The organism is Streptomyces sp. XY006, from assembly GCF_002237655.1.
Lineage (GTDB): Bacteria > Actinomycetota > Actinomycetes > Streptomycetales > Streptomycetaceae > Streptomyces > Streptomyces levis.
In genome coordinates, this window is record NZ_NOKT01000001.1 from 287,718 (window position 1) to 314,651 (window position 26,934).

The window sequence follows — 26,934 nt, forward strand, 5'->3', positions numbered from 1 at the left end:
CAACCGGTCGCGCGCGAGAATCGTCAACCGGTTGCGGGCGGGTGAAGCCCCACCGGCCGCACGGCGGACTCCATTCCCAGCCGGAGCGGGAGACGCGCGGCGAGATGGTCGACGAGTGCGCTGACACGGCGCGGGACATGCCCGTCCTCCTCCAGGAGGGCGTAGATGTCGGCGGCCGGTGTCGACACGTGCGGCAGGATCCTGACGAGTTCGCCCCGCTCCAGATGCGGCCTGACATGCCATTCGGAGCGCATGATCACACCCCGGCCCTCCAGCGCCCAGCCGGTCACCACGTCACCGTCGTTGCTGGACAGGCTGCCCTGCACGCGCACATGCCGGGGGCGGTCGGCGTCCCCGAAGCGCCAGACCGCGAAGTCGCTCTCGTTCTCCCGCAGCACGATGCAGTTGTGGTGGGCCAGATCCTCGATGCCGGCCGGGGTGCCGTGCTCGGCGAGGTAGGACGGCGCCGCGCAGGGCACGCGCCGGTTCCTGGCCAGACGCCGCATGCGCAGCGACGAATCGGGCGGCATGCCGACGTGGACGGCCACGTCGAACTCACGCTGATGCGGCCGCAGCGGGAGCGCGGACGTCTGCATCCTCACGTGCACGTCCGGATGGGCCGCGGCGAACTCGCCGAGCAGCGGCGCGATGTGCGCACGGCCGAGGCCCAGAGTGGCTTCCACGGCCACCGATCCGCGCAGCCCCCCGCCCGTGTCGGTGATGGTGTCCTCGAGTTCGCGCACCTGGTCGAGGATCGCCTCCACACGCGTCGCGTACAGCTCGCCTTCCGAGGTCAGCACGAGCCGGCGGGCACCGCGCTGGACGAGCCGCACGTCCAGCCGGCGCTCCAGCGCGCTGAGCCGCTTGCTGACGACGGGCAGCGAGCAACCGAGTTCCCGAGAGGCGGCCGTCAGCGTCTCGCTCGAGGCGACGACGTGGAAGAACTGCAGGTCGTCCACGGCCGAGCGGCTCTTGGACCAGGAGCGACCGGAACGCGGGGAGCTTTCCATGCGGGAAAACGTACCTTGCCGGTCACGGGCTTGTGACGACAGTCGCCGCTGGCCAAGGTGGGACCCGGCCGCGCCGTGGCCGGAACGCCCGCGCACACCGTGCCCCCGCCAGCGGCCTTGCGCATCGATCACATGACTGGGAGTGGACTCGTGCCGCAGACGTATCGCATCGCAGCGATTCCGGGTGACGGGATCGGCCGCGAGGTCGTCCCTGAAGGACTGAGGTGCCTGCGGGCAGCCGCCGAGGTGCACGGCTTCGCACTCGACGTCACCGAGTTCGACTTCGCCAGCGCCGACTACTGGCTGAGGAACGGCACGATGCTGCCCGACAACTGGCGGGAGGTACTCGGCGTGTTCGACGCCCTCTTCTTCGGCGCGGTCGGATGGCCGGAGGTGGTCCCGGACCACGTGTCGCTGTGGGGCAGCCTGCTGCAACTGCGGCGCGGCTTCGACCAGTACGTCAATCTGCGGCCCGTGCGGCTGCTGCGCGGCGTGCGCAGTCCGCTGCGTGACCACCGGCCGGGCGACATCGACTTCTACGTCGTGCGGGAGAACACCGAAGGCGAGTACTCCAGCATCGGCGGCCGGATCTTCGAGGGCACCGACCGCGAGACGGTGGTCCAGGAGACGGTCATGACCCGGACCGGCGTCGACCGCGTCCTGCGCTACGCCTTCGAACTCGCCGCGTCACGCCCGGACAAGCACCTGACCTGGGCCACGAAGAGCAACGGCATCTCGATCTCCATGCCCTACTGGGACGAGCGCGCGGCCGAGATGGCCGCCCGATACCCCGACGTGACCGCGGACAAGGACCACATCGACATCCTGACCGCCAAGTTCGTCCTCCAGCCGCACCGGTACGACGTGGTCGTCGCCAGCAACCTGTTCGGTGACATCCTCTCGGACCTCGGCCCCGCCTGCACCGGGACGATCGGCATCGCCCCCAGCGCCAACATCAACCCGGAGCGCTCCTTCCCCAGTCTCTTCGAGCCGGTGCACGGGTCGGCGCCGGACATCGCCGGCCTCGGCGTCGCCAACCCCGTCGGCCAGATCTGGAGCGGCGCCATGATGCTCGCCCACCTCGGCGAGCACGAGGCGGCCGCGCATGTGGTGGCCGCGATCGAGAGCGTCCTGGACGAGCAGCCCCAGGCCGTCACCCCCGACCTCGGAGGTCCGGGGACCACGGTGGGGCTGGGGAAGGCCATCGCGGCCCGCATCGCAGCCGGTTCGCACCCCGGGCACGGCCGAGCGGCACCGACCGGTTGCACCCTCGAAGAGGGGATCGCGACGCCATGACCCGGCCCCTCCCCGAACCCGCCGGCCCCGGCACCGGGGGCCGAGACCGACCGGACCCGACCGGGCCGGCCGAGCAGCGCACACGTACCCGGCGCATCACCTTCCTGGTCGCGCTCGCGGTCTTCGCCCAGGAGTCGACCTGGAACTTCTACGAATCCCAGGTCCCCCCGCTCCTGCGGGAGCACCTCACCAGCGCGGCCCTCGTGGGTCTGCTGATGGGCATGGACAACCTGCTCGGCATCTTCATCCAGCCGTGGATCGGCAACCGGTCCGACCGGACCAGGACCTCCTGGGGGCGACGCATGCCCTACCTGGTGGTCGGGATGCCGGTCGCCGCCGCCCTGTTCGTGCTCATCCCGCACAGCGCTGCCTCCTTGCCGCTCCTGATCGCCGTGCTCTTCTCGTACGCGCTCGTCGCCAACACCTTCAAGCCGATTGCCGAGGCACTCGTACCGGACTTCATCGCACCCGAGCGACGCAGCCGGGCCAACGCCGCGGTCAAGATCGCCTCCAGCATCACGGCCATCGTCGCCGCGCTCCTCAGCATCCTCCTGGTCGACGACCACCTGAGCCTCGCCTTCGCGATCCCCGCGGTCATCATGCTGATCTCGATCGGGGTGCTCGCGGCCACCGTGCGCGACAACGGGTCCCCGGCCTACCGGGCGGCGGTGGCCGAGAGCGGCCAGAAGCACGGAGCCGAGCGCACCGAACCACGGGTCCGGGACACCTTCGCCGACATCCTCAAGGACACCGACCGCAGCCGGCTCCTGCTGCTCCTCGCCATCCTCCTCTTCGGCAGCGCATGGGCCGCGTCCCGGTCCCTCATCACGCCCTACGGCATGGAAGCCCTCGGCCTGTCACGGGGAGCCGCGGGCGGTGTCACCCTGCCCAGCGGCATCGCCTTCATCCTGGCGGCGTACCCGGCAGCCGTGCTCGCCGAGCGCTACGGACCGCTCCGGGTCATGGCCGGGGGCATGTCGGTCTTCGCCGGCGCGATGGTGCTGGGAACGATCGTCCAGACCCCGACGGGAACCACGGTGGCCCTGTGCCTCGCGGCGGCCGGCGCGACCTGCTTCCTGGTCAACGCTGTGGTCGTCCTGTGGAACCTCGCACCCTCGGCGCGGGTCTTCGGGACCTACGCCGGGATGTACACCGTCGGCTGGGCCGGCGGCGGCTTCCTGGGGCCGGCGGTGGTCGGCGGGATGGTCGACATCACCGGCTGGCCCCTGATGCTCGTCGACATCGCCGTCGTCGCCACGCTGTCGATCGTCGTCGTGGCCCGGATCCGGGTGCTCCAGCGGCGCACCGCCCCGACCCTCGCGCAGTGATCAGCCCATCCCCGCGGCGCGGCGCCGACCCGCGCCCGGCGCAGCCAGAGACGAGGAAACCGTGCCCCGCATCCTGATCACCACGGACTACCTGCGGCCCGGCGACGACGTCGATCAAGCCCTGCGGGCGCACGGTCACTCGACGGTGCACGCCCCGCTCGTCGTACGGCGTGGCCCCGAGCAACTCGTCGCCGCCCTCGACGGGATCGACGCGGCGCTCGTCGGCCACGACCCCCTGACAGCCGAAGTACTCTCCGCGGCACCGCGCCTGCGGGCCGTCGTGCGCACCGGCGTCGGCTACGACTCGATCGACATCGCCGCCGCCGGCCGGCTCGGCATCACGGTGAGCAACCTGCCGGGCATCAACGCGAACGCCGTGGCCGAGTACACCCTCGGACTGCTGCTCACGGTCGCCCGGCGGCTGGTGCACAGCGCGGCAGGAGTCGCGGCCGGCCGGTGGCCGAGGGAGGACGGGCACGAACTGCGCGGCTCGACACTCGGCCTGATCGGCTACGGGGCGGCAGCCCGCGCCGTGGTGCCACTGGCCCGGGCCTTCGGGATGCGCGTGCTGTGCACCACCGGAGTGCCGGAGGATCAGCGGACGGACCCAGCGGTGCGGTTCGTCGCGCTGCCCGAACTGCTGGCGGCCTCCGACCACGTGTCGGTGCACACCGCGCTGACGGACCGCACCCGCGGTCTGCTGGACGCCTCCGCCTTCCGCCGCATGAAATCGACAGCGGTCCTGGTCAACACCGCGCGGGGCGCCGTCGTCGACGAACGGGCCCTGGCCCACGCCGTGCGCACCGGTGAGATCGCCGGGGCGGCCCTCGACGTCGTGAGCGAGGAGCCGCTCCCGGCCGACAGCCCGCTGCGCGGCGTCGACGGAATCGTCGTCCTCTCCCATCTCGCGGGGCAGACCGCCGAAGCCCGTGCCGCCGCCGGTCTGGAGGGGGCGGCGGAGGTGATGGCCGCCCTGGAGGGCCGCCCCCGGTTCGCCGTCAACGCCCACCTGCTGTCCCGCGACCCCACCGCCCGGGCCGGCGGATGACACCCGCCGCCACGCACCCGGCACCAAGCCGCGCGCCCGGCACAAGCCACGAGCCCGGCACAAGCCACGAGCCCGGCACCAAGAAGAAGGAGCACCATGGAGAACCAAGGGGTCGACCAGGTCAAGGTCCTGGCACCGACCGGCATGCTCGGAGCCGGCTTTCCCGAGGCCACGATCGAACGAGGTCTGGCGCTCGGTGCCGACGTCATCTCCGTCGACGGGGGCAGCACCGACTCCGGTCCGCACTACCTCGGCGCGTCCCAGCCCAAGACCACCCGGGCGGCGGTCGCCCGTGACCTCCGCGTGCTGCTCAAGGCCGCGGCGGGCGCCGGGATCCCGCTGATCGTGGGCTCGTGCGGCACCAGCGGAACCGACGCCGGTGTCGACTGGGTCGCCGGCATCGTCGCCGACATCCTGGCGGCCGAAGGACTGCGGATGCGGGTGGCGCGGATCTACAGCGAGCAGGACACCGGAGTACTCCTGGAGCGCCTGGACGAGGGCCGGATCCATGCCCTGCCGCCCCTGGGCGAACTGCAGCCGGAGACCTTGCGGAGCTGCACGCACATCGTGGGCGCGATGGGCCACGAGCCGATCGTCGCCGCCCTCGAAGCCGGCGCCCAGGTCGTGCTCGCCGGACGAGCCACGGACACCGCCATCGCCGCCGCCTACCCGCTGATGAAGGGCATGCCGGCCGGGCCCTCCTGGCACGCTGCCAAGATCATCGAATGCGGTGGGCAGTGCACGAGCGATCCGCGCGCGGGGGGCGTGCTGGCTACCGTCGACGCGGACGGCTTCACCATCGAACCGCTCGATCCGACGGTCGCCTGCACCCCGATCCTGGTCGCCGCCCACATGCTCTACGAGACGGTGAACCCGTTCCGGATGCGGGAGCCGGACGGCACCCTGGACGTCGGCGAGGCCGAGTACACCGCTCTGGACGAGCGCACGGTGCGGGTCGAGGGCTCGCGGTTCGAGGTCGCCGACCAGCACACCATCAAGCTCGAAGGCGCCCGGATCACCGGCTACGAGACGATGTCGTTCAGCGCGATCCGGGACCCGCACATCCTGGCGCACATCGACGACTGGGCCGATCTGCTGCGCTCCATGATCAGGAAGCGGGTGGCGCAGACGATCGGCCTGAGCGAGGACAAGTACGCCTTCGACCTGCGCCTGTACGGCCACAACGCCATCCTCGGCGAGCTCGATCCGGCCTCGGGCCCGCCGCGCGAGGTGGGAGCCATGCTCCTGGTCAACGCACCGGACCAGAGCACCGCCACCGCCGTCGCGAAGATCGCCAACCCGTTGCTGCTGCACCTGCCGACGCCCGACATGGACTACCTGCCGAGCCTGGCCTTCGCCACGTCACCGGCCGAGGTCGAGCGCGGCCCGGCGTACGAGTTCGTGCTCCACCACGTCGTCGACACGCGCACCCCCACCGAGATGTTCCGTACCGAGATCGAGGAAGTCCCCCACCATGGCTGAGACCACCCCCACCACTCTGGGCGACCTGGCGTTCGAGGTCCGGTCCAAGAACGCCGGGCCCTTCTGGGTGACCATGGAGCTGTTCCTGCGCGACGCGGAGGGATACCGCGTCGCCGCCGACGAGTCGTTCCTCGACGAGGGCACGATCGCCCGCCTCTACGGAGTCGACGCGGCCGACGTGCAGATGTTCCGCATCCCGTCGCTGAACGTCGTCAAGATCTCCTTCCCGCGCCCCGTCGCCCAGGCCTCGCTGCGCGACCGTGACATCCACTCCGGTCAGCACCACGTGCCGCTGGCGCTGCTGCCCCTGCCCTCCTCCGCTCTCACCCCTTCACCGACCCCGAGGTGAGCCCCTGGACGATGTGACGGCTGGCGAAGGCGAACAGCAGCATGGTGGGCGCGATCGTCAGCACGGCCGCCGCGGACATCGAGCCCCAGTCGATGTTGAAGCTGGAGATGAAGCCGTTCAGCGCGGTCGGGACGGTCTTGTTGCTGTCGCTGTTCATGAGCGTCACCGACAGGAACAGCTCGTTCCAGCAGTTGACGAAGTTGAAGATGAACGCGGCGATGATGCCCGGGCGCATCACCGGCAGCAGCACCCGGAACAGCGCCGCGAAGCGGGACAGGCCGTCGATCATGGCGGCCTCCTCCAGCGCGTCCGGGATGTTCTCGAAGAAGCCGCGCAGCATCACCGTGCAGAAGGGGACGCACACCGCGATGTAGACGACGATCAGCCCGAAGCGGTTGTCCACCAGCTTCAGGTCGGTCATCAGCAGGTAGAGCGGTCCGAGCGCGATGAACGACGGGATCATCTGGGTGACCAGCGCGGCCATCAGCAGGGCGGACTTGGTGCGGAACTCGAAGCGGGCCAGCACGTACGCCGAGAGCATCGAGATCGCCGTGGCGGTCACACCGGCCACGGTCGAGACGACGAGGCTGTTGGTGAGGTACGTACCGAAGTCGGCCGTGCCGAACAGACCGCGGTAGTTCTCCAGGGAGAAGCGCTCGGGCCAGTACGCCAGGGGGAAGTGGAAGATGTCCCCGGGCGCCTTCAGCGAGGTGACGGTGATCCAGTAGAGCGGGAAGACGGTGAACAGCAGCCACACGCCGAGGAAGGTGAACTTGACGGCCCGGCCGGCCACCGAACCCTTGCCGGTCACGACCTCACCCCTTTCTTCTCGCGCGTGGCCATGAGGAAGAACACCGCGAACACCAGCAGCGCGGCCACCACGAGCAGGCCGAGCGCGGAGGCCCTGCCGTAGTCGCCCTGCTGCGTGATCTTGATCATCCACGTGGTCACGATGTGCGTCTCGTTGTTGGGCCCGCCGCCGGTCATGCCGAAGATCAGGTCGGGGAAGTTGAAGATCCAGATGACCCGCAGCAGCACGGTCAGGGCCAGGGTGGTGCGGATGTAGGGGATGGTGATCTGGAAGAGGGTGCGGGCCTTGCCGGCGCCGTCCAGCGCCGCCGCCTCGTAGAGCTCGTCGGGGATCGACTGGAGCGCGGCCAGGATCATGATGGTGAAGAAGGTGACGCCGTACCAGATGTTGGCGATGAGCACGGCGACCATCGCCGTCTTCGGGTCGGCCAGCCAGGCGATCGGCTCGTCGATCAGACCGGCCTTCTGCAGCAGGTCGTTGACGACCCCGAACTCGCTGTTGAACAGCCAGCGGAAGAGGATGCCGATCAGGAACCCGGAGATCGCCCAGGGGAAGAAGATCAGCGCCTGGTACAGGCCGCGCAGGCGGAAGCGCCGGCGCAGCCACAGCGCGAGGGCGAAGCCGATCAGCAGCTGCGGGACGATCGAGCCGAGGACCCACACGGCGGTGTTGCCCAGCACGGTGCCCCAGGCGGGGTCGGCGAACACGTCGCCGAAGTTCTTCAGGCCGACCCAGGACGTGTCGGTCAGGTCGGTCAACTTCCAGTTGCGGAAGGCCATCTGGCCGCCCGCGAGCACCGGGTAGTAGGTGAAGACCGCGACGAAGACCGCGGCCGGCGCCATGAACGCGGCGATGGTCAGACCGCGACGCGTGGTGAACTCGCGCCTGCGCCTGTCCCCGTGGGGGAGACCCCTCCTGCCGGAGGCCTCCCCCGTACCCGTCGTCGACGTCTTCGACGTCGTGGTGGAGGTGACGGACATGCCTACTGCTCCTGCCGCCACTTCTCGGTCCAGTACGCGTCCCAGCCCTTGAGCAGCTGCTTCGGCGTCGTCTTGCCGAGGATCAGCTTCTGCACGTCGGCGTCCGCCTTCTGCTGCCACTCGGCCCACCAGCTCACGCCGCGCGGCTGGGTGACGACCAGGTACTTGTCCGGCTGCTCGGTCATGGTGACGTAGCTCGACCAGGGACCCGTCTTGTAGAAGGGGTCGCTGACCGCGGACTTGAGGATCGGCACCAGGCTGTTCTTCTTCGTGAACGACGTCGACGCCTCGCCCTGGGAGAGGAACTCGACCAGCTTCACGGCCTCGGCCTTGTGGCCGCTGCCCTTGGTGACGCCCCAGCCGGCGGTGGCCAGCGGCTGCACGGTCTTGCCGCCGGGCCCGGCCACCAGCGGGGCGGTGGCCCACTGCTCCTTGGAGATCGACTTCGACTCCGAGACGGTGGCGATGACTTCGGGGTCCTGGAGCAGGAAGGCCGTGGAGCCGTTGGAGAAGGCCTCCACCATCTCCGGATAGCCCCAGGAGACGGACGACTTCGGCGACGCCTGCTTGAACAGCTTCAGGTAGGTCTCGATCGCGTCCTCGGCCTCGGGAGCGGAGAAGATCGTACGGCCGTCCTTCAGCTTGAAGCCGTTGGCCGGGTCGACCTGGTCGGCGAGGTAGGCCTCGATGGCGGCGGTGGCGTTGCTGTTGGAGTTGGCGCCGCCGCGGAAGGCGTAGCCGTAACGGCGCTCGCCCGGGTCGTGGATGGCGGACGCCTGCTCCAGCAACTCCTGCCAGGTGGCCGGCGGCTTGTCGAAGCCCGCCTTCTCGATCAGGTCGGTGCGGTAGAAGAGGCTCAGCCCGTAGAAGCCGTACGGGACGAAGTAGGTGCGGCCCTCGGCGTCCTTGGAGGCGTTGACGGCGTTCTCCGTCATGGCCTGCCAGCCCTTCCAGCCGTCCAGGTCCTTCCTCATGTCGTACAGCCAGCCGTTGTTCGACCAGGGTCCGACGGTGATGTCCCGGACTTCCAGGACGTCCACGCCGCTGCCGGACTGGAGCATCTGCTGGAGCTTCTGGTCGGCCTGTTCGGTGGGCGGGGAGACCAGGTTGACCTTGATCTTGGGGTTCTGCTGCTCGAAGTCGGCTATGAGGTCCTTGAGCAGGTCGGTGCGGGTCGGGTTGGTCAGGCTCTCGACCATGTTGAGGGTGACCGTGCCGCTCGCCTCGGGGCTCATGGTGGAGCAGCCGGTGAGGAGGGTCGCGGCGGCGGTGCCGAACGCGAGGACTGCCGTCCTTCTTCTCATTGTGCTGACCTCTTTCCGATGTTCTCTCGTGCCCACGCGCCGAGGACGGGGACGCAGTCCTCGGCGAAGTACTCGTAGTCGGCGGCGATGTTGTAGACGTGGGCGGACAAGCGCAGATACCCGATGCCGTCGAAGCTGGTGAAGGCCGCCTCCACGCCCAGCTCCCGGGCCACCCGGTCCCGCAGGGCGTCGGCCTCGATCCGGTCCGCGGCCAGTCCGTCGGGCAGGCGGACCAGGCGCATGCCGGGTACGGGCATGCCGACGTCGGCCGAGGGGTCCACGCCGGTCGCCTCGGCGAACGCGGCCCCGATGACCCGGGCGCCGTAGTCGGCCAGGTCGTCCATGTAGCGGCGGGCGGCCGGCCAGCCCCAGGTGCGCTCGACGAAGTCGAGGGACGCCGGCGCGGCCAGATGGGCGGTGGCGTCGACGGTGCCCTGCTGGTCGAACCGGTCGGGGAAGGGATCGGCCGCGGCCCAGGAGTCGATCAGGGGGTGGAGCCGCTCACGCAGCGGGCCGCGGGCGATCAGCGCCGCGGTGCCGCGCGGGGCACAGCCCCACTTGTGCAGGTTGCCGGTCCAGAAGTCGTACGTGGCACCGGCGAGCGGCGCTTCGAGCAGGCCGGGCGCGTGGGCGCCGTCGACGAGGACGGGGATGCCGCGCCGCCGGGCCTCCGCCCCGATGCGTTCCACCGGCAGCCGGCGCGCGGTCGCCGAGGTGATCTGGTCGACGACGACGAGTTCCGTGGCGTCGCCGAGTTCGGCGACGACCGCCTCGTACGCCCGGTCCTCGTCCGCGTCCAGCGGCACCCGGGCGGTACGGACCCGGCCGCCCCAGCGGCGGGCCAGCCGCTCGGCGCCCATCGTCACGGCGCCGTAGCCGTGGTCGGTGACGACGATCTCCCCGCCGGGGCGGAGGGTGAGGGCGGCGAAGACGACACTCGCGCCGGCGCTGGCGTTCGGCACGAGGGCGAGATCGCCGACGTCGACCCGCAGGAAGTCGGCGATCTCGACCCGGGTGGCGGCGAGCCGCTGGGGCAGGGCCGGGAACCACACGACCGGTGAGCGCTCCATCTCCCGGCGCAGCAGTTCCTGCCGCTCCTGGGCGACGAGCGGAACGGCCCCGAAGGAGCCGTGGTTCAGGTGTTTGAGGACAGGGTCCAGCGACCAGGCCCGGTCGGCGGGCCTGCCGTCCGCCAGCAGCAGGGGGCGCGGTGCGATGGTCACCTCGGTCTCGCTCACAGGACTCCACATCTGGGCAGGGCGGTCCTGCGGAGGCTCACGCTCCGCCGGACACATCTGATGACTGGGCATCCTGCCGACCTTCTGCGGCGGAAACAAGGGTCGTACAGTGAAAGTCATCAGATGACTTTCCGGGGAAACCGACCCGACACGTCTGACGACCCGCAGGGCCTCGCTACAGTGCTCCGAGGGGCGCGGCCTGATCGCGACCCGTTCAGGGGAGGAAGAAGGGGACGGATGTCCGCAGTCGAGAAGGCCTTCCACGGCCTGCGGCACATGATCGGCACGGGACGCCTCGGCCCCGGCGAGCGCATCCCGCCCGAGGGCGAGCTCTGCGAGGAACTGGGCGTCTCACGGGGGTCGCTGCGCGAGGCGGTACGGATGCTCGCCGCCCTGGGCGTCATCGAGCCGCGCCACGGCTCGGGCACGTACGTCTCCCAGCTGAGGCCCCAGGACGTGATCGGCAGCCTCTCGCTGACCCTCGAACTGCTGCCCCTGTCGGGCCTGTTGGAGGTCTACGAGATCCGGCGCGTACTGGAGGCGCACGTCGCCGCACAGGCGGCGGCCCGCAGCACACCCGAGACGGTGGACACGCTCTTCTCGCTGATCGAGGACATGGAGGCCACGACCGACCCCGCCAAGGCGTCGGAACTGGACCACCGCTTCCACGCGGAGATCGCCCGCGTGGGGGGCAACCCCACGCTGGCCACCCTCCTGGCGGTCTTCCGCGCCCGCTCGCGCAAGTACCAGGTCTTCACCCTGCCCGAAGGCCCCGAGCTGCGCAGGAAGAGCGACGACGACCACCGCGTCCTGGCCACCGCCATCGCCGACCACGACCCGGTCGCGGCAGCCGGCGCGGCCCAGGCCCACGTCGCACAGACCGAGCGGTGGCTACGGGCGTTCATGCCGCCGGTGGAGGAAACCGGCGACGCGGACTGAGGGCTCCCGGGGCGCTCGGCGGTCCTGGTCAGGCAGGACGGGGCACCGGTCACGCGACCAGCGCCCAGGCCGTGACGCCGATCGACACCGCGGCGAGCCCCGTCGGCCAGACCATCCTGGACAGCCGCCCGGCTTCGAGGAACGCGGCTGCCAGTACCTCCGCGGCCGCCGCCAGTGCCGCCGCCGCGGCCAGGTACAGCCCGCGGTCCCCGGCCGCGTCCGCCAGGTCCTTGTGCCGGTTCTGCTCGGCCCGCATGCCCGGCCAGTCCTCGGACCCGGACCGCAGGGCGGCCACCGACGCGGCGGAGACCCCGTCGGCCGCTTCGGGCGCCCGGCCCATGTGCTCCGCCATCGCCCGCAGCCGGGAGGCATGGTCCGTCTCGGCCGCGGCCACGGCCCGTTCGTGCCGCACGGCGGGGGAGTCCTTCTCGTACAGCACCGCGATCTCGCGGGCGGCCGCATGGATGTCGGCGGCCTGTGACGCGGTGACGGCCTGCGTCAGAAAGGCCGAGCGCTGGCCGCTGGCCACGATGGCGGCGCCGAGCCGCAGCGCGTGCCGGGACGCTTCGGCCTGGGCGCGCTGCTCGCCGCCGGCCGCCGCCAACTGCAGCAGGGGCAGCAGGAAGAGCAGCCCGACGGCGAGCAGGTGCAGCCGCGTGCCGCCGCGGCGGTCCGGCGGGGCCGTCGCCGGCTGCGGAACGGGATCGATACCGCGCAGGAGGCGGCGCGGCCCACCGGCGGACGGTGGCGGGATCCGCCATGCCTCGGGACGCAGGACGTTCGCGGCGGCCAGCGCCGCGAGGATCGCCGCAGCGGCCAAGGCCAGCGAGACGCGTCCCCACAGCGCCCAGCGGTCGCCTTCCGCCATGGTCTCGCCGGGCGCGAGGCGCTGGTCGGCGGGTTGCCGTTCTTCCTGATCGCCGAGGCGGCGGGGAACGTCGTAGCCCCTCTGGGCGTCCAGGTACCGGTCACTGCCGACGAGGCTCTCCGGCCGGGCGCGGCCCTGGAAGGCGACCGCCTCCTGCTCGGCGAGCGCGAACTCCGATGCCGCGAGCCGGCCGTCGTCCCTGAGCGGTCCGAGAGCCTCGGCCCGGGCGGCCGCCGCCGCCACGCGGAACGCGAGGGGCGCCTCGTCGGCATAGACGTACCGGGCCACTTCCTGGACCGCCGTCTGCAGCTTCAGCTCCTCGGCGACCGCGTCCTGATAGCTGTCACCGGCCTGCTTGAACTGCCAGGTGGCCAGCATGGTCGCCAGCGCGATGACGGCGATCAGCCCGAACTGGACGCGGGTCCGCAGACAGAACCGCCGCCGTGGCGCAGCGGTGCCGTCGGGATCCGCAGGCGTGGGATCGGTCGTGGGATCGGTCATGGGATCGGTCATGGCGACACCCACGTGAAGACGAACTGCGTTCCGTCCCGGCGGACGAGCGACAGTTTCCGGTCCGCGACCGTCCACCGGTAGTGCTGCGTCTCCACCGGGGCCGGCCTGTCCGTGTAATCCTGCTCGGGATTCTCGGGGTTCTTCCGGGTCACGGTCGAGGAGTCGGGCTTGAGCGTCAGCATGTCCGCCGACGCCTCGTACCGACCCTGGTCGATCCGGGTGAGTTCGTACGTTCCGTCCGCCCCCGTCGGGTAGGAAAGCAGACCGACGTACTTGTACGTCCCCTCCTGGGTGAACCGGTACGCGAGTGTGGTGTTGCTCCCCGGCAGCGCGCTCTCCCACGCACCGACCAGGCCCCGGGGCCCGGCGACCGCCGTGGTGGGCGAAGGGGACGGCCCGGTGTTCTTCTGCTCCCCGGGATCCGAGCAGGCGGCGAGGGCGCACAGCAGCAGCGCGGAGAGCGACCGTATGCGGAAGCGATTCCGTCGCGTGGCCGTCCCGGACGGCACCTCGTACGTCCACCGCATACGCCCCCCACTGATTCGAACCCCCGGGCCGAGCCGCACCCGCTCAGCAGCCCCAGCGTCGCAGCCCCCGCCGAAGCCGTCGGAGATTTCCGGCGAAGTGCTGTCACGGGGCCGGGGACCGTGTAGGGGAGTACCGGCGCGGGACAGCAGCGACGGCGAGGGGACAGGAGTACCGGCGCGGGACATGTGGCGGGAGCGCCTGCCGAGGTCCGCTCTCGCCGCGGTCTTCACCCGACCGGGCCGGGTGTTGGTGACCGGACCGCTCCGCCCGCCGCGTGACCATGGAGCCGGAGCTCATGCCGCTGCGCCGGGCTCCGGCCGGACCGGCCGGCCCGCGCGGATGCCGGCGGCCGGCGCCGCACGACCGAGGACGGGTGAACGTGCACGACAACTCCGATGCGGCCGACGACGGCCCCGACGCAGCCACGGCATCCCGGGGCCGCCGGGCCCGGTTGCGTGATGCGCCGTGGTGGCCGGCGAGCGTGCTGGTGTTCATCCTGGCCGCGGCGGCCGGGCTGTTCGCCTGGTCGTACACCTACGCCATGGCCGATCCGACCCCGCATCAGCTCCCGACGGCCGTCGTCGGGTCCTACCAGGAGGAGCGGGGCCGGGCGTTCCTCGCCGGACTCGGCAAGGCGCTCAACTCGTCGATGCGCACCGAGGCCTACGACTCGCGGGAGGCGGCCCTGGAGGCCGTCGAGGAGCAGCGCGTGTTCGCGGTCTTCGAGGTGCGCGGCGGCGGGCGCAGCGTACTGCTGGACGTGTCGTCGGCCTCCGGCGCCTCGGTGGCGGAGCTGCTGGAGCAGGCGGCCCCCGCGGTGGGGCGGGCGGTCGGGGTGTCGGTCACCGTCCGGGACGTCAATCCGCTGCAGGACGGCGACCCGCGAGGGCTGGCGATCTTCTACATCTCGCTCGCCGCGGTGATCATCGGCTTCGTCGGCGCGATCCAGCTCAGTGTGCACGCGCGGGCCCTCACCCCGCTGGAGCGGATCGCCTTCACCGCCGCCTACGCGCTGCTCGGTGGCTTCGCCATCGCGGCGGCCGTGGACTGGCTGCTCGGCGCGCTCGACCTGCCGTTCACGGAGTCGTGGCTGATCCTGGCGCTCACGATGTTCGCCAGCGGGATGACCTTCACGATGTTCAACACCCTGGTGGGCCGCTGGGCGATGCTGCCGACCTGGGGCGTGATGGTCCTGCTGGGCAATCCCTCCTCGGGCGGCGCGGTCTCGTGGCCGCTGCTGCCGTCGGCGCTGGGCGTCATCGGACGGTGGCTGCCGCCCGGTGCCTCCGTCAACGCCCAGCACACGGCGGTGTACTTCGCCCGGCACCAGCACGCCTTCCCGTTCCTGGTGCTGACCGGCTGGGCCCTGGTGTCCTGCGCGGTGTTCTGGACCTGGCGGCACCGTCACCCGGGCGGGCGGGAACGACAGCCGGCCGACGACATGGCACCGGACAGTGGCGGGGCCTGAGGCGGTCGACGCCCCCGAACCCTCCCCGGTCCCGCCCCCGCCCCGCCGTCACCCGACCGGCACCCTCACCCGACCCGCACCGCCACCCGACCCGCCCCGCGATCACCCGACCGGCACCGTCACCTCGCCGACGCCCTCCGCGCTCGCCCCGTCGGCGACCTGGACGGTGAACGGCCGGTCCGTGCCCACGGCGGTGACCCGCAGGGCGTCGCCGTCGCGGCGTACCCGGAACGTCGCCGCCGGCTCGCCGGTCAGGTCCGGCACGGTGACCTCCGCGGTGAACGCCGGTGCGGCCGACGGGTGGACGAGCAGCGTGGGGCGGTCCAGCCAGTCCCCGTCGGGCCGTCGGTCGTCCGCGGCCAGCGGCAGGACGGCGCCCTCGCGGACGTACAGTGGCAGACTTTCGTAGCCGTGCCGTTCGGTGCGCCAGGCCGGGCCGGTGACACGCTCGCCGGTGAGGAGGTGGGTCCAGGTGCCCGCGGGGACGTAGACCTCCACCTCCCCGTCCTCGCTGAGGACGGGCGCGACCAGGAGGTCCGGGCCGAGCATGTACTGCCGGTCCAGCGGGCGGCAGGCCGGGTCGGCGGGGAACTCCAGGACCATCGGCCGCATCATCGGCACGCCCGTGCGGTGGGCCTCGGCGGCGGCGCCGTAGAGGTAGGGCATCAGCCGGTGCTTGAGCAGGGTGAAGCGGCGGGCGACGTCCACGGCCTCCTCGCCGAACTCCCACGGCACCCGGTACGACGACGAGCCGTGCAGGCGGCTGTGGGAGGAGAGCAGGCCGAAGGCGAGCCAGCGCTTGAAGACGGACGGGTCGGGGGTGCCCTCGAAGCCGCCGATGTCATGGCTCCAGAAGCCGAAACCGCTCAGCGACAGGGACAGTCCGCCGCGCAGTGACTCGGCCATGGCCTCGAAGGAGGACCAGCAGTCGCCGCCCCAGTGCACGGGGAACTGCTGGCCGCCGGCGGTCGCCGACCGGGCGAACACCACGGCCTCGCCCTGGCCGCGTTCCTCCTCCAGCAGCTCGAAGACGGTCCGGTTGTACAGGTGGCTGTAGTAGTTGTGCATCCGCTCCGGGTCGGAGCCGTCGTGCCAGACGACATCGGTGGGGATGCGCTCGCCGAAGTCGGTCTTGAAGCAGTCCACGCCCTGGTCGAGCAGTGGCTTCAGCTTCGACTGGAACCAGGCGCGGGCCTCGGGGCTGGTGAAGTCGACCAGGGCCATGCCGGCCTGCCACAGGTCCCACTGCCAGATGTCGCCGTCCGGTCGGCGGACCAGGTGCCCGAGGGCCGCGGCCTCCTCGAACAGCGGGGACTTCTGGGCGATGTAGGGGTTGATCCAGACGCTGACCTTGAGGCCCCTCTCCTTCAGCCGGGCGAGCATGCCCTCCGGGTCGGGGAAGACGTCCGGGTCCCACGTGAAGTCGCACCACTGGTACTCGCGCATCCAGAAGCAGTCGAAGTGGAAGACGGACAGCGGGATGCCGCGCTCGGCCATGCCGTCCACGAACGACGTCACGGTCGCCTCGTCGTAGTCGGTGGTGAACGAGGTGCTCAGCCACAGGCCGAACGACCAGGCGGGCGGCAGGGCCGGACGGCCGGTGAGGGCCGTGTAACGCGACAGGACGTCCTTGGGGGTGGGGCCGGCGACGACGTAGTACTCCAGCGTCTGGTCCTCGACGCTGAACTGCACCTGCCCGACCGACTCGGAGCCGATCTCGAAGGAGACCTTGCCGGGGTGGTTGACGAAGACGCCGTAGCCGCGTGAGGACAGGTAGAAGGGGATGTTCTTGTACGCCTGCTCGCTGCTGGTGCCGCCGTCCGCCTGCCAGACGTCCACGACCTGGCCGTTCTTGACGAACGGGGTGAAGCGCTCGCCCAGCCCGTAGATCTGCTCGCCGACGCCGAGGGAGAGCCGGGCGAGCAGGTGGTGGGCGCCGTCGCCGGTGGTGGCGAAGGCGGTGCTCTTGGCGTCGGCCCGGGTCACCTCGCGCCCGTCGGCGTCGCGGAAGGTGAGGGTGAAGGGGGCGGACCGGTCCAGGCGCAGGGTGAGGGGGCCACTGGTCAGTTCCGTGACGGGGCCCTCCTGGCGCACCTCGCCGGCACCGTCGTCCGCGCCCGCGAGCGCGAAGTCGGGGCCCGGGTGGCGTTTGCCGGCGTGGTGGGTGATCCGGACGCCGATCACGCCCTCGGCGGGGGAGAAGCAGTGGGCCGTGAGCAGCGGCGCGTTCAGGGTGTCGCCCCTGCGTGTGACCCGTTTGACCGAGGCGTGGGTGGTGAAGCGCTTCGATTCCACGCGTACGTCGCGGACCTCAGTGGCGTAGGAGAGCTGCACACCGTCGCGGACGAGCCAGAAGCCGTCGGTGAACTTCATGATCTTCCTTGGGTGGGGGCGAGGGCGGTCGGATGGGGAGGGCAGGCGTCTCGCATGCAGGCTGATCGTACACAAGCCGACTCCGTCCGCCAGGGGTCTCGTCCAGGTTTTCCCGCTCTGAGCAGGGATGATTGCCGCTTCGGGCGCGACGCTCAGCCGGCGGTCGGGAAAGGCGACGGCTGCTGAGGGCTAGCGCCCGGGCCGGGCCGTGACGTATTAGTCATGGCATCAAACAAAACCGACCGGCGAAGGAGCCGGCAGTGCCACAGCAAGAGCCGCATGTCGTCGAAGCGCTTCAACGCAAGGGTCTCGGCCGATCCCGCAGAGCCGCAACCTCGCTCGCCGCCGTCACCGCCCTGGTCGCCGGGGCGGCCCTGTCGGGCTGCGGCCAGCAGCGCGACCCCGGCGTGTACACCGTGATGAACTCCTCGACCGACGAGTCGTACCACCGCTGGGACGCACAGGCGATGGCCCGGTGCGGCGAGCGGCTGGGCGTCACCATCGAGCAGCAGAGCGTCCCGGCGGCGCAGGTGATGACCAAGGCGCTGCGCATGGCGTCCTCCAAGTCCCTCCCGGACATCGTCCAGTTCGACGCCTCCGAGATGCCGACCTTCGCCGAGGCCGGAGGTCTGACCGACCTCAGGACCCTCGGGCTGAGCACCGAGGACATCCCCGACGGCATCGTCGACTTCGGCTCCTACCAGGGCACCTACTACGGCGCCGCGCGCTCCGTGAACACCCTCGCGCTCTTCTACGACCAGGACGCCCTCGACCGGGCGGGCGTCCGGGTGCCGACCACCTGGGCGGAGCTGCGGCGGGTGGCCAAGAAGCTCACTCAGGGCAAGCGCTACGGCCTCGCCCTCAGCGCGGGCGGTGCCGAGGACGGCGTCTTCCAGTTCACGCCCTTCATGTGGTCCAACGGCGGCGACGAGACGAAGCTGGACGGCCCCCGGGTCGTCGAGGCCCTGGACTACTGGAAGGCCCTGCTCGCGGACGGCTCCCTGTCGAAGTCGACCGTCAACTGGACCCAGGCGGACGTCAACGACCAGTTCATGGCCGGCAACGCGGCCATGATGATCAACGGGCCGTGGCAGGTGGAGACGCTCAACACCAAGAAGTCCCTGCACTGGGGCATCGCGCGGATCCCTGTTCCCGAGACCGGCGCGGACTCGGTCGGCCCGCTCGGCGGAGCCGTGCTCACCGTGCCCGACACCGGTGACGAGACACGGCAGAGGACGGCCGGCCGGATCGTCGCCTGTCTGGCCGGGGAGAAGGAGCAGCTCACCTACGCGCTCAACAGCTGGATGGTGCCCGCCCATGCGAAGGCCGCCGCCGTGTGGCGCGAGCGGGTGCCGGAACTGGACGCGCTGGCCGACCAGGTGGCCGCCGCCCGGTCGCGGACCGCGAAGCTCGGCGCCGGCTGGTCGAGCGTGTCGCTCGCCCTGCAGAGCGCCTTCCAGTCCGCCCTGACCGGGCAGTCCAGCGAGGCCGCACTCAGGCGCGCCCAGCAGCGGGCGACGAGCGGGAACCGAGGTACGCGCACATGACCACGTCCACCGTCACCGCCCCGGCCACCGGCCGGGCACCGAAGCCGCCCGCCGCGCCGGACCCGGCCCGGCTGCGCCGCCGGCGCCGGATCGCCCAGTGGGGGTTCGTCGCCCCCGCGGTCGTCTTCATGCTGCTGTTCTTCGGCTACCCGCTCGTCCGCAACGTCGTGATGAGCTTCCAGGACTACACGCCGAGGACGTTCTTCACGGGCGAGGCGCCGTTCAACGGCACCGACAACTGGGCCGACGTCTTCCAGGACGCCCTGTTCGGCAAGGCGCTGTGGCACACCCTGGTGTTCACCGCGGGCTCGCTGCTCGGCCAGTTCTGCGTCGGCCTGGCCCTCGCGGTGTTCTTCAGCCGCCGCTTCCCCCTCAACGGGGTGCTCCGGTCCCTGATCCTGCTGCCCTGGCTGGTGCCCATGGTGGTGTCCGGCATCGTGTGGCGCCGCATCCTCGACCAGGACACGGGCGTGCTGAACTCGTTCCTGGACATCGTGGGCATCGGCGGTCACACGCCCTGGCTGACCGATCCGCAGACGGCACTGCTGTCGGTGATCCTGGTCAACATCTGGATCGGCATCCCGTTCAACATGGTCATGCTGTACGGCGGCCTCCAGGAGATCCCGAAGGAGCTCTACGAGGCGGCCTCGCTGGACGGCGCCTCCGCCTGGCGGACGTTCCGCTCCCTGACGCTGCCGATGCTCAAGCCGGTCGTCACGGTCGTACTGGTGCTGGGCTTCATGTCGACGGTCAAGATCCTTGACCTGATCCTCGCCCTCACCGACGGCGGCCCGGCCGACGCCACCCAGACCCTCGGCACGCTCACCTACCAGAACTCCTTCGTGCAACTGGACTTCGGGGCGGGCGCGGTCGTCGGCAACGTACTCATCCTGATCTCCGCGGTGTTCGCGGTGTTCTACCTGCGGGCCAACCGCACCGAGGGGAAGTGACGTCCATGGCCTCCCACCCGACCGCCGCCGCACGGCGCCGCTGGGGCTCCACCGTCGCCGGCGCGCTGATCCTGTGCGTCATGCTCTTCCCGCTGTACTGGATGGTCAACACCGCGCTCCAGCCCGCCTCGGGCCTGCTGGAGGTCGACCCCGTACCGGGCTCGCTCGACCTGTCCGGCTTCGCCAAGGCCATCGGCGACCAGGGCGGCAACCTGCTGACCTCGCTGGCGGTGTCGCTCGGGGCGGTGCTGATCTGCCTGGCGATCGCGGCGCCCGCGGCGTACGGGCTGGCGCGGTTCGGGCTGCGCGGCTCGAAGACCATCGTGTTCGGCACGCTGATCACCCAGATGGTGCCGGGCATCGTCGTCGCCAACGCGCTGTACACCTCGTACGTCGACCTGGGCCTGGTCAACTCCTACGCCGGCCTGATGCTGGCGGACGCCTCGCTCGGCATCCCGTTCTCCATCGTGCTGATGCGCTCGTTCATGGTGTCGATCCCCGGCGAGGTCATCGAGGCCGCGCAGATGGACGGGGCCGGGCCGCTGCGCACGTTCCTCACGGTGGTGCTGCCGATGAGCCGCAACTCGCTGATCACATCGGGGCTGTTCGCGTTCCTGTTCTCCTGGAGCGACTTCATGTTCGCGCTCACCCTGAACACCACCGACGACGTCAAACCCGTCACGCTGGGCATCTACCAGTACATCGGCGCGCACGTCGGCGACTGGGGCTCGGTGATGGCCGCGTCCGTGCTCTCCGCGGTCCCGGCGGCGATCCTGCTCGTCCTCGCCCAGAAGTACATCGCCGCCGGCATCACCGGCGGTTCGGTCAAGTGAGTCCCCGCGGTCGCCGCCGTGGCAAGCCTGACGGGAGGGGCCGCCGGGCCACGCCGCGGGTGAGGGTTAGGTGCGCGACGAGGGGATATACGCGTGCGTGACCGGGTGGACGCGGCCTCAGGGGTGGCCGTTCGGAGGGGCGGGTAGCGCGTGGAGGAGTCGGACGTGGCCGGACGGGCGCCGCGGCCCACGTCGGCCGGCGGTGACGTGTTCGCCGCCGACCGCGAGGTGGGCGGCGATCTCGCCCTGGTGGACTGGGCGGCCACCCCCCTCGGCCCGCCGGGGCAGTGGCCGCAGAGCCTGCAGACGGCCGTCAGCATCCTGCTGTCCTCGCGCTTCCCCATGTGGATGGCCTGGGGCGAGCAGCTCACCTTTTTCTGCAACGCCGCCTACCGGCGCGACACCCTCGGCCGCAAGTACCCGTGGGCGCTCGGACGGCCCGCGAACGAGGTCTGGGCGGAGATCTGGGACGACATCGGCCCCCGCATCGACACCGTGCTCCGCACGGGCGAGGCCACGTGGGACGAGGGCCTGCTGCTCTTCCTGGAACGCTCCGGCTACAGCGAGGAGACGTACCACACCTTCTCCTACAGCCCGCTGCGCGACGACGCCGGAGCCGTGGTGGGCATGCTGTGCGTCGTCAGCGAGGACACCGACCGGGTGATCGGGGAGCGGCGGATGGCCACGCTGCGGGACCTGGGCTCGGACCCGACCGTGATCCGCACCGAGCAGGAGGTGCTGGCCTTCACCGGCCGGCAGCTGGACCGCAACCGCAAGGATCTGCCCTTCACCCTGACCTATCTCTTCGACGAGGGCACCGCCCGGTTGTCCGCCGCCACGGGCATCCCCGCGGGCCACCCGGCGGCACCCGCCGTCCTCCCGGCGGACGACCCGGACGCGCTGTGGCCGGCCGCGGCCCCGGCCCGGGGCGAGACGGTTCTGGTACCCCTGACCGGCGGTGCCTTCACCGACCTGCCCGCCGGGGACTGGCCCAAGCCGCCGCGGCAGGCGCTCGTGGTGCCGCTCGTGCAACAGGGCAGCGCCCCCTACGGCTTCTGCGTCGCGGCCCTGAACCGCTACCGCGAACTCGACGAGGGCTACCGGGGCTTCATCGAGCTGGCGGCCGGATACATCGCTTCCGGCATCGGCAGCGCCCGCAGCTATGAGGCCCAGCAGCGGCGGGCCGAGGAACTCGCGGAGCTGGACCGGGCCAAGACCGCCTTCTTCTCCAACATCAGCCACGAGTTCCGCACACCGCTGACGCTGATCATGGGACCCGTCGAGGATCTGCGCGGCCGGTTCGCCGACGCCGAGGAGGCCGTCCGGCAGGACCTGGACGTGGTGCACCGCAACGGCCTGCGGCTGGGCAAGCTGGTGAACACGCTGCTGGACTTCTCCCGCATCGAGGCCGGGCGCATGCAGGCCTGTTACGCGCCGGTCGACCTGGCCGCGGTGACCGCGGAGCTCGCCAGCGTCTTCCGCTCGGCCGTGGAAAGAGCCGGGCTCGCCTTCGACGTGGACTGCCCGCCCCTGGACGAGCCGGTGTACGTCGACCGCGGCATGTGGGAGAAGGTGGTGCTCAACCTGCTGAGCAACGCCTTGAAGTTCACCTTCGACGGTTCGGTACGGGTCCGCGTGCGCCGGTCGGACACCCATGCCGTCGTGATCGTCTCCGACACCGGTGTCGGTGTGCCGGAGGCGGAGATGCCCCGGCTGTTCGAGCGCTTCCACCGCATCGAGAACGCCCGCTCCCGTTCGAACGAGGGCAGCGGCATCGGACTCGCCCTGGTGCGGGAACTGGTCGGGCTGCACGGCGGTTCGATCACCGCCGAGAGCCGCCCGGGCGAAGGCACCGCCTTCACCCTCCGGATACCGTTCGGGACCGCCCATCTGCCGCCCGGCTCCGTGGCGCCCGAGGCGAGCGGCGCCACCGTCTCGGCCACCGCCGACCCGTACGTCCAAGAGGCCCTGCGCTGGCTGCCGGTGAGCGACGGCGCGGCGGCCGACGGCGCGGCGGCCGACGGCGCCCGGCTGCCGCACGACGTCAACCCCCCGGTGCTGCCGGGACCTTCTGCCCGGGGCCGGGTGCTGGTGGCCGACGACAACGCCGACATGCGCGAGTACCTCTCCCGCACCCTCGCCGCGGGAGGCTACGAGGTGCACGCCGTCGCCGACGGCGTCGAAGCCCTGCAAGCCGTCCGCCGGGACGTGCCCGATCTCGTCGTCAGCGACGTCATGATGCCCCGGCTGGACGGGCTCGGGCTCCTGGCGCGACTGCGCGCCGACGCCCGCACGGCCGCGGTGCCCGTGCTGCTGCTGTCGGCGCGGGCCGGGCAGGAGGCGTCGATCGAGGGACTTCAGGCAGGCGCCGACGACTACCTGGTCAAGCCCTTCGCCGCCGCCGAACTGTTGGCCCGCGTACGGGCCAACATGGAGCTGGCCCGGCTGCGCGGCCATCATCTGCGCTGGCGCGCCGCGCTGATCGACTCGCTGCAGGAGGCGTTCTTCGTCTGCGACGACGCCGGCTCCGTCGTGGAGATCAACACCGCCTTCACCCGCATCCTGGGCTACGGTCCCGAGGAACTGCCCTACAAGCCGGCCCACCCCTGGTGGCCGGACGCCGCCGTCGATCCCGACGCCCACCGCCGGGTCGGAACGGCCTTCGCGACCCTGCTCGAACGCGACCAGGGCTCCTCCACCGTTCCCGTCACCCACCGGGACGGGCGACGGCTGTGGGTGGCCGTCACCTGGAACAAGGCACAGGACCCGGACACCGGGCGCCGGGTCACGGTCGGCACGCTGCGCGACGTCACGGCCGAACACCACGCCGTGCAGCGCACGACGGCGCTCGCGGCACTGAACACCGTGCTGTCCCAGGCCGCCAGCCTTCCCGAGGCGCTCGCCAGCGCCCTGACGGAACTGAAGACCCTCTGGCGGGCGCGTTCCGTGCTGGCCGTCGTCTTCCACCCCGGCAATGTGCCGGCCCTGACCGCCACGGACCCGGACGCGAACTGGAACGAACTCCCCCCGGAACGCCGCGACTTCCTCGAAGGACTGCGCGACCGGCCCCCGCTCACCCCGGTCATCGAGGGCAGCGGTGCGGGCGTCCTGCTCGAACACCCCGACGGACCACTGGCCGTCTGGATCGACCTGGGCGAACACCGGCCGTTCACCGCCGAGGACCAGGTCCTGCTCTCCCTGCTGGCCGGACGCCTCGCCCAAGGACTGGTCCGCGCACACCAGATCGACCAGCAGCGCGAGACCGCCATCGCGCTGCAACGCGCCATCCTGGGCCCGGCGCGGCTCCCCAACGGTTTCGCCGTCCGGTACGAGCCCGCCACGCCCCCGCTGGAAGTGGGCGGCGACTGGTACGACACCGTCGCCCTGCCGGACGGGCGGATCGGCATCGTCGTGGGCGACTGCGTCGGGCGAGGCCTGGAGGCGGCCAGTGTCATGGGCCAACTGCGCAGCGCCTGCCGGGCGTTGATGCTGCAGGAGCCCAGCCCGGCCCGGACGCTGATGGCACTCGACCAGTTCGCCGCGAGCGTCCCCGGCGCCCTGTGCACGACCGTGTTCTGCGCAGTCTTCGACCCCGGGGCGGGAGAGCTGACCTACTCCACCGCCGGGCACCCGCCGGGCATCCTCGCCCACGCCGACGGCACCGTCCAACTGCTGGAGGAGGGGCGCTCCGTGCCGCTGGCCGTCCGCCCCGGCAAGCGGCGCCCGGAAGCCCGGTGCACCCTGCCCGCACGGTCCACGCTGCTGCTGTACACCGACGGTCTCGTGGAACGCCGGCGGCGCTCGCTCGGCACCGGCATCGAGGAAGCCGGCAAGGCCCTGCAGGAAGGCCGCGACCTGCCCGTCGACGAGCTCGCCACCGAGGTGATGACCCGGCTCGCGCCGGCCGGGGGCTACGACGACGACGTGGCGCTGCTGCTCTACCGGCACCCGGCGCCGCTGGATCTCACCTTCCCGGCCGAGGCCTCTCAGCTCGCGCCCGTGCGCAACGCGCTGCGGGCCTGGCTCGCCCAGTGCGACCTGAACCGGATCGACGTGCAGAACGTGCTCGTCGCGGCGGGGGAGGCGTGCGCCAACGCGATCGAGCACGGGCACCGGCACGCGCCGGGGGAGGCCGTGCGGCTGAGCGCCGAGGCCTTCGCCGACACGGTCCGCCTGACGGTCGCCGACTCGGGCCGGTGGAAGGACCCGCAGCCCGAGCCCTATGCCAACCGCGGGCGAGGCGTGGCGCTCATGCGGGCCACCATGGAGGACGTGACCATCACCCCCGGCCCCGTCGGCACCACCGTCGACATGCAGATGAGGATCGCCCGATGACCACTCCGCTCACTCTCACCACCGGTCGGCGCGCGGACGGCACACCACGGCTGTCGGTCAGCGGCGAGATCGACATGAGCAACGCCTCGGCTCTGGCCGAAGCCCTCGACACCGGTTCCGGGCACGTCGTCGTCGACCTGACCGCGGTCGAGTACCTGGACAGCGCCGGTCTGAGCGTGCTCTTCGCCCGCGCCGAACGGCTGGAGCTGATCGTCACGCCCCTGCTGGAGCCCGTCCTCGCCGTCTCCGGACTCGCGGAGCTGGCCACCGTCCACCGCCACGGCGACGACGGTGTGCGGTAGTCCCCGACCGGCGCCACCCACCGCACGCATCGATGAGTCCCAGCCCCCGCCAGGAGTGATGACCACCGTGTCCGACGCGCTCGACATGACCGTCCGGCACATCGACGATCGCACCGCGGTCGTCGATGTCTCCGGAGACGTGGACCTTCATACGTCCGTCGCGTTGCGCGCGTACGTCTCGGCGCTGCTGGCCCAGGGAGTCCGGCATCTGGTGCTGGACCTGTCGGCGACGCAGTACATCGACTCGACCGGTCTCAGCACCTTCATCAGGCTCCTGCACGCGGCCCAGAGGTGCGGCGGTTCCCTCCGCCTCGCCGCCGTCCCCGAACGACTGGAACGCATGGTGGCCATGACCGGCATCGAGCAGCTGCTCCCGGTCCACACGACGGTCGACGACGCGCTGGCCGCCGGTACGGGCGACCCCGTGCCGGACGGCACGGGGCGCACGCCCGACTGACCACGCCCGGCTCAGACCCGGGTGAGGCGGACCGCCACCGTCTCGCCGACCGTGACCGCCCGGTCGTAGTCGGGGTCCGACGCCGTCGCCCGGCCCTCGACCTCGACGTTCCCCTTCTGGAAGGGAACGGCCCCGGTGGGCACGGCCACACCCGTCCAGGCGACCGGGGCGCCCGGGGTGCAGGCCACCGACGTGGTGAAGGAACCGCGGATGAGGTCCCGCTTCTTGACCTGCGCGACGTCGCCCGCCACGGTCACCTGCACCGGCTTGGTGCAGGTGACCGTGCCGTGGAGGGTGGCCTTGCCGTTGAGGGCGCTCGCGGTGCCGTCCAGGGCGATCCCGAGGCCGAGACCGAGTTCGGCCGGCGGGGCGGGGTTCTCGATGCGGACCTCACCGCGCGCGGCGGGCGTGCCCCCCTCGCAGTGCTGCTCGAAGGTGGCGTCGAGCTTCTTCACATAGCCCTGGGGGCCGAACTCCACCGCGGAGATGGTGAAGGTGCCGGTGAGCTGGTTGCAGCCGCGGCCGTTGCCGCTGAGCGACAGGCCCGGTTCGGTCCCTTCGTTGAACGGGTAGCGGGTGGCCCCCGTGTAGGTGCCGGGCGTCAGGACCTTGCCGGCCGGCGCCGCGAGGTTCAGGGTCCACCAGTCGCCGTTGGCTCCGTCGACGGAGACGGTGACCGCCCCGTTGCCGGTGTCGCCGGAGACGTTCAGCCGGTCCTGGGACGCCGTCGTGTAGGCGTAGGACCGGCCGCCGCTGATGTAGTCGTCCGCGTCGCCGCTGAAGCCGAACGAGCCGTCGGTGACCGGCTGCGCGTGGGCCTCGGTGCCGGCGATCAGGCCGGTGGTGCCGGTGGCCATGGCCAGCGCCAGCGCGAGGGTGGCCGTGGCGCGGGCCAGGACGCGTCCGGGCAGAGTGAGGTTCAAGGTTGTTCCCCCTGGTGAGATGAGACAGTCCCCGTTCGCCGACGGCGTGCTG

Annotated in this window: 22 protein-coding genes; 13 read left to right on the plus strand and 9 right to left on the minus strand. The window is 71.4% G+C overall.

Features of this window, described 5'->3' with window-relative positions; genetic code table 11:
- Nucleotides 1-23 precede the first annotated feature (23 nt).
- Nucleotides 24-1,010, minus strand: a complete 987-nt coding sequence (locus tag CHR28_RS01340) for a LysR family transcriptional regulator (RefSeq protein WP_094051521.1) — start codon at nt 1,008-1,010, stop codon at nt 24-26.
- 150 nt (nt 1,011-1,160) lie between these two features.
- Between CHR28_RS01340 and CHR28_RS01345 the strand changes: the two genes are divergently transcribed.
- The 5 genes from CHR28_RS01345 to CHR28_RS01365 all read left to right on the plus strand — a co-directional run bounded on the left by CHR28_RS01345 (nt 1,161) and on the right by CHR28_RS01365 (nt 6,513).
- Complete coding sequence (locus CHR28_RS01345; RefSeq protein WP_094051522.1) at nt 1,161-2,306, plus strand: tartrate dehydrogenase; 1,146 nt, start codon at nt 1,161-1,163, stop codon at nt 2,304-2,306.
- Nucleotides 2,303-3,634, plus strand: coding sequence for an MFS transporter (locus CHR28_RS01350; protein WP_094051523.1), 1,332 nt, complete (start codon nt 2,303-2,305; stop codon nt 3,632-3,634). The genes CHR28_RS01345 and CHR28_RS01350 overlap by 4 nt, the downstream gene beginning before the upstream one ends.
- Nucleotides 3,635-3,695: 61 nt before the next feature.
- On the plus strand, nt 3,696-4,682 hold the full coding sequence (locus CHR28_RS01355) for a phosphoglycerate dehydrogenase (protein ID WP_094051524.1): 987 nt from the start codon (nt 3,696-3,698) through the stop codon (nt 4,680-4,682).
- Between the two features lie 96 nt (nt 4,683-4,778).
- Nucleotides 4,779-6,164, plus strand: a complete 1,386-nt coding sequence (locus CHR28_RS01360) for an acyclic terpene utilization AtuA family protein (protein ID WP_094051525.1) — start codon at nt 4,779-4,781, stop codon at nt 6,162-6,164.
- Entirely contained in the window at nt 6,157-6,513 is a 357-nt protein-coding gene (locus CHR28_RS01365; protein ID WP_094051526.1) for a DUF4387 domain-containing protein, read from the plus strand. Before CHR28_RS01360 ends, CHR28_RS01365 begins: the two co-directional genes overlap by 8 nt.
- Here CHR28_RS01365 and CHR28_RS01370 read toward each other — a convergent pair.
- Genes CHR28_RS01370 through CHR28_RS01385 form a run of 4 tightly spaced genes read right to left on the minus strand, consistent with a single transcriptional unit; the run spans nt 6,488 to nt 10,846 of the window.
- Nucleotides 6,488-7,324, minus strand: a complete 837-nt coding sequence (locus tag CHR28_RS01370) for a carbohydrate ABC transporter permease (RefSeq protein ID WP_094051527.1) — start codon at nt 7,322-7,324, stop codon at nt 6,488-6,490. The two genes, CHR28_RS01365 and CHR28_RS01370, sit on opposite strands and share 26 nt — an antisense overlap.
- Nucleotides 7,321-8,304 (minus strand): carbohydrate ABC transporter permease, encoded by a 984-nt coding sequence (locus CHR28_RS01375; RefSeq protein WP_094051528.1) that lies wholly within the window; start codon nt 8,302-8,304, stop codon nt 7,321-7,323. Before CHR28_RS01375 ends, CHR28_RS01370 begins: the two co-directional genes overlap by 4 nt.
- 2 nt (nt 8,305-8,306) lie before the next feature.
- Nucleotides 8,307-9,608, minus strand: coding sequence for an ABC transporter substrate-binding protein (locus CHR28_RS01380; protein ID WP_094051529.1), 1,302 nt, complete (start codon nt 9,606-9,608; stop codon nt 8,307-8,309).
- Complete coding sequence (locus CHR28_RS01385) at nt 9,605-10,846, minus strand: aminotransferase class V-fold PLP-dependent enzyme (RefSeq protein ID WP_094051530.1); 1,242 nt, start codon at nt 10,844-10,846, stop codon at nt 9,605-9,607. The genes CHR28_RS01380 and CHR28_RS01385 overlap by 4 nt, the downstream gene beginning before the upstream one ends.
- Nucleotides 10,847-11,083: 237 nt before the next feature.
- Here CHR28_RS01385 and CHR28_RS01390 point away from each other — a divergent pair, with 237 nt between their 5' ends.
- A complete protein-coding gene (locus CHR28_RS01390) occupies nt 11,084-11,785 on the plus strand; it encodes a FadR/GntR family transcriptional regulator (RefSeq protein ID WP_094051531.1) in 702 nt (233 codons plus the stop codon).
- Nucleotides 11,786-11,834: 49 nt separating this feature from the next.
- Here CHR28_RS01390 and CHR28_RS01395 read toward each other — a convergent pair whose 3' ends face one another.
- Entirely contained in the window at nt 11,835-13,154 is a 1,320-nt protein-coding gene (locus CHR28_RS01395; protein WP_143655761.1) for a hypothetical protein, read from the minus strand.
- Between the two features lie 8 nt (nt 13,155-13,162).
- Entirely contained in the window at nt 13,163-13,693 is a 531-nt protein-coding gene (locus tag CHR28_RS01400) for a hypothetical protein (RefSeq protein ID WP_094051533.1), read from the minus strand.
- A gap of 452 nt (nt 13,694-14,145) precedes the next feature.
- Between CHR28_RS01400 and CHR28_RS01405 the strand changes: the two genes are divergently transcribed.
- Complete coding sequence (locus CHR28_RS01405; protein WP_094051756.1) at nt 14,146-15,162, plus strand: hypothetical protein; 1,017 nt, start codon at nt 14,146-14,148, stop codon at nt 15,160-15,162.
- Between the two features lie 102 nt (nt 15,163-15,264).
- Here the strand turns inward: CHR28_RS01405 and yicI are convergent, their stop codons facing one another.
- Nucleotides 15,265-17,535 carry an alpha-xylosidase gene (gene yicI / locus CHR28_RS01410; RefSeq protein ID WP_094051534.1) on the minus strand — a complete coding sequence of 757 codons (2,271 nt, stop codon included), beginning with the start codon at nt 17,533-17,535 and terminating at the stop codon, nt 15,265-15,267.
- Between the two features lie 260 nt (nt 17,536-17,795).
- Between yicI and CHR28_RS01415 the strand changes: the two genes are divergently transcribed.
- From CHR28_RS01415 to CHR28_RS01440, 6 genes are all read left to right on the plus strand, one after another.
- Nucleotides 17,796-19,082, plus strand: coding sequence for an ABC transporter substrate-binding protein (locus tag CHR28_RS01415; RefSeq protein ID WP_094051535.1), 1,287 nt, complete (start codon nt 17,796-17,798; stop codon nt 19,080-19,082).
- Complete coding sequence (locus CHR28_RS01420) at nt 19,079-20,032, plus strand: carbohydrate ABC transporter permease (protein WP_094051536.1); 954 nt, start codon at nt 19,079-19,081, stop codon at nt 20,030-20,032. Before CHR28_RS01415 ends, CHR28_RS01420 begins: the two co-directional genes overlap by 4 nt.
- 5 nt (nt 20,033-20,037) lie before the next feature.
- Complete coding sequence (locus CHR28_RS01425) at nt 20,038-20,865, plus strand: carbohydrate ABC transporter permease (protein ID WP_094051537.1); 828 nt, start codon at nt 20,038-20,040, stop codon at nt 20,863-20,865.
- A 150-nt stretch (nt 20,866-21,015) separates the two neighbouring features.
- On the plus strand, nt 21,016-25,200 hold the full coding sequence (locus CHR28_RS01430; protein ID WP_373453311.1) for a SpoIIE family protein phosphatase: 4,185 nt from the start codon (nt 21,016-21,018) through the stop codon (nt 25,198-25,200).
- Nucleotides 25,197-25,502, plus strand: a complete 306-nt coding sequence (locus CHR28_RS01435; protein WP_094051538.1) for an STAS domain-containing protein — start codon at nt 25,197-25,199, stop codon at nt 25,500-25,502. Before CHR28_RS01430 ends, CHR28_RS01435 begins: the two co-directional genes overlap by 4 nt.
- A gap of 58 nt (nt 25,503-25,560) precedes the next feature.
- The gene (locus CHR28_RS01440; protein WP_094051539.1) at nt 25,561-25,959 is read left to right on the plus strand and encodes an STAS domain-containing protein; all 399 of its coding nucleotides are present in this window, start codon (nt 25,561-25,563) and stop codon (nt 25,957-25,959) included.
- Nucleotides 25,960-25,970: 11 nt separating this feature from the next.
- Here CHR28_RS01440 and CHR28_RS01445 read toward each other — a convergent pair whose 3' ends face one another.
- Nucleotides 25,971-26,882 carry a hypothetical protein gene (locus CHR28_RS01445; RefSeq protein WP_094051540.1) on the minus strand — a complete coding sequence of 304 codons (912 nt, stop codon included), beginning with the start codon at nt 26,880-26,882 and terminating at the stop codon, nt 25,971-25,973.
- Nucleotides 26,883-26,934 lie beyond the last annotated feature (52 nt).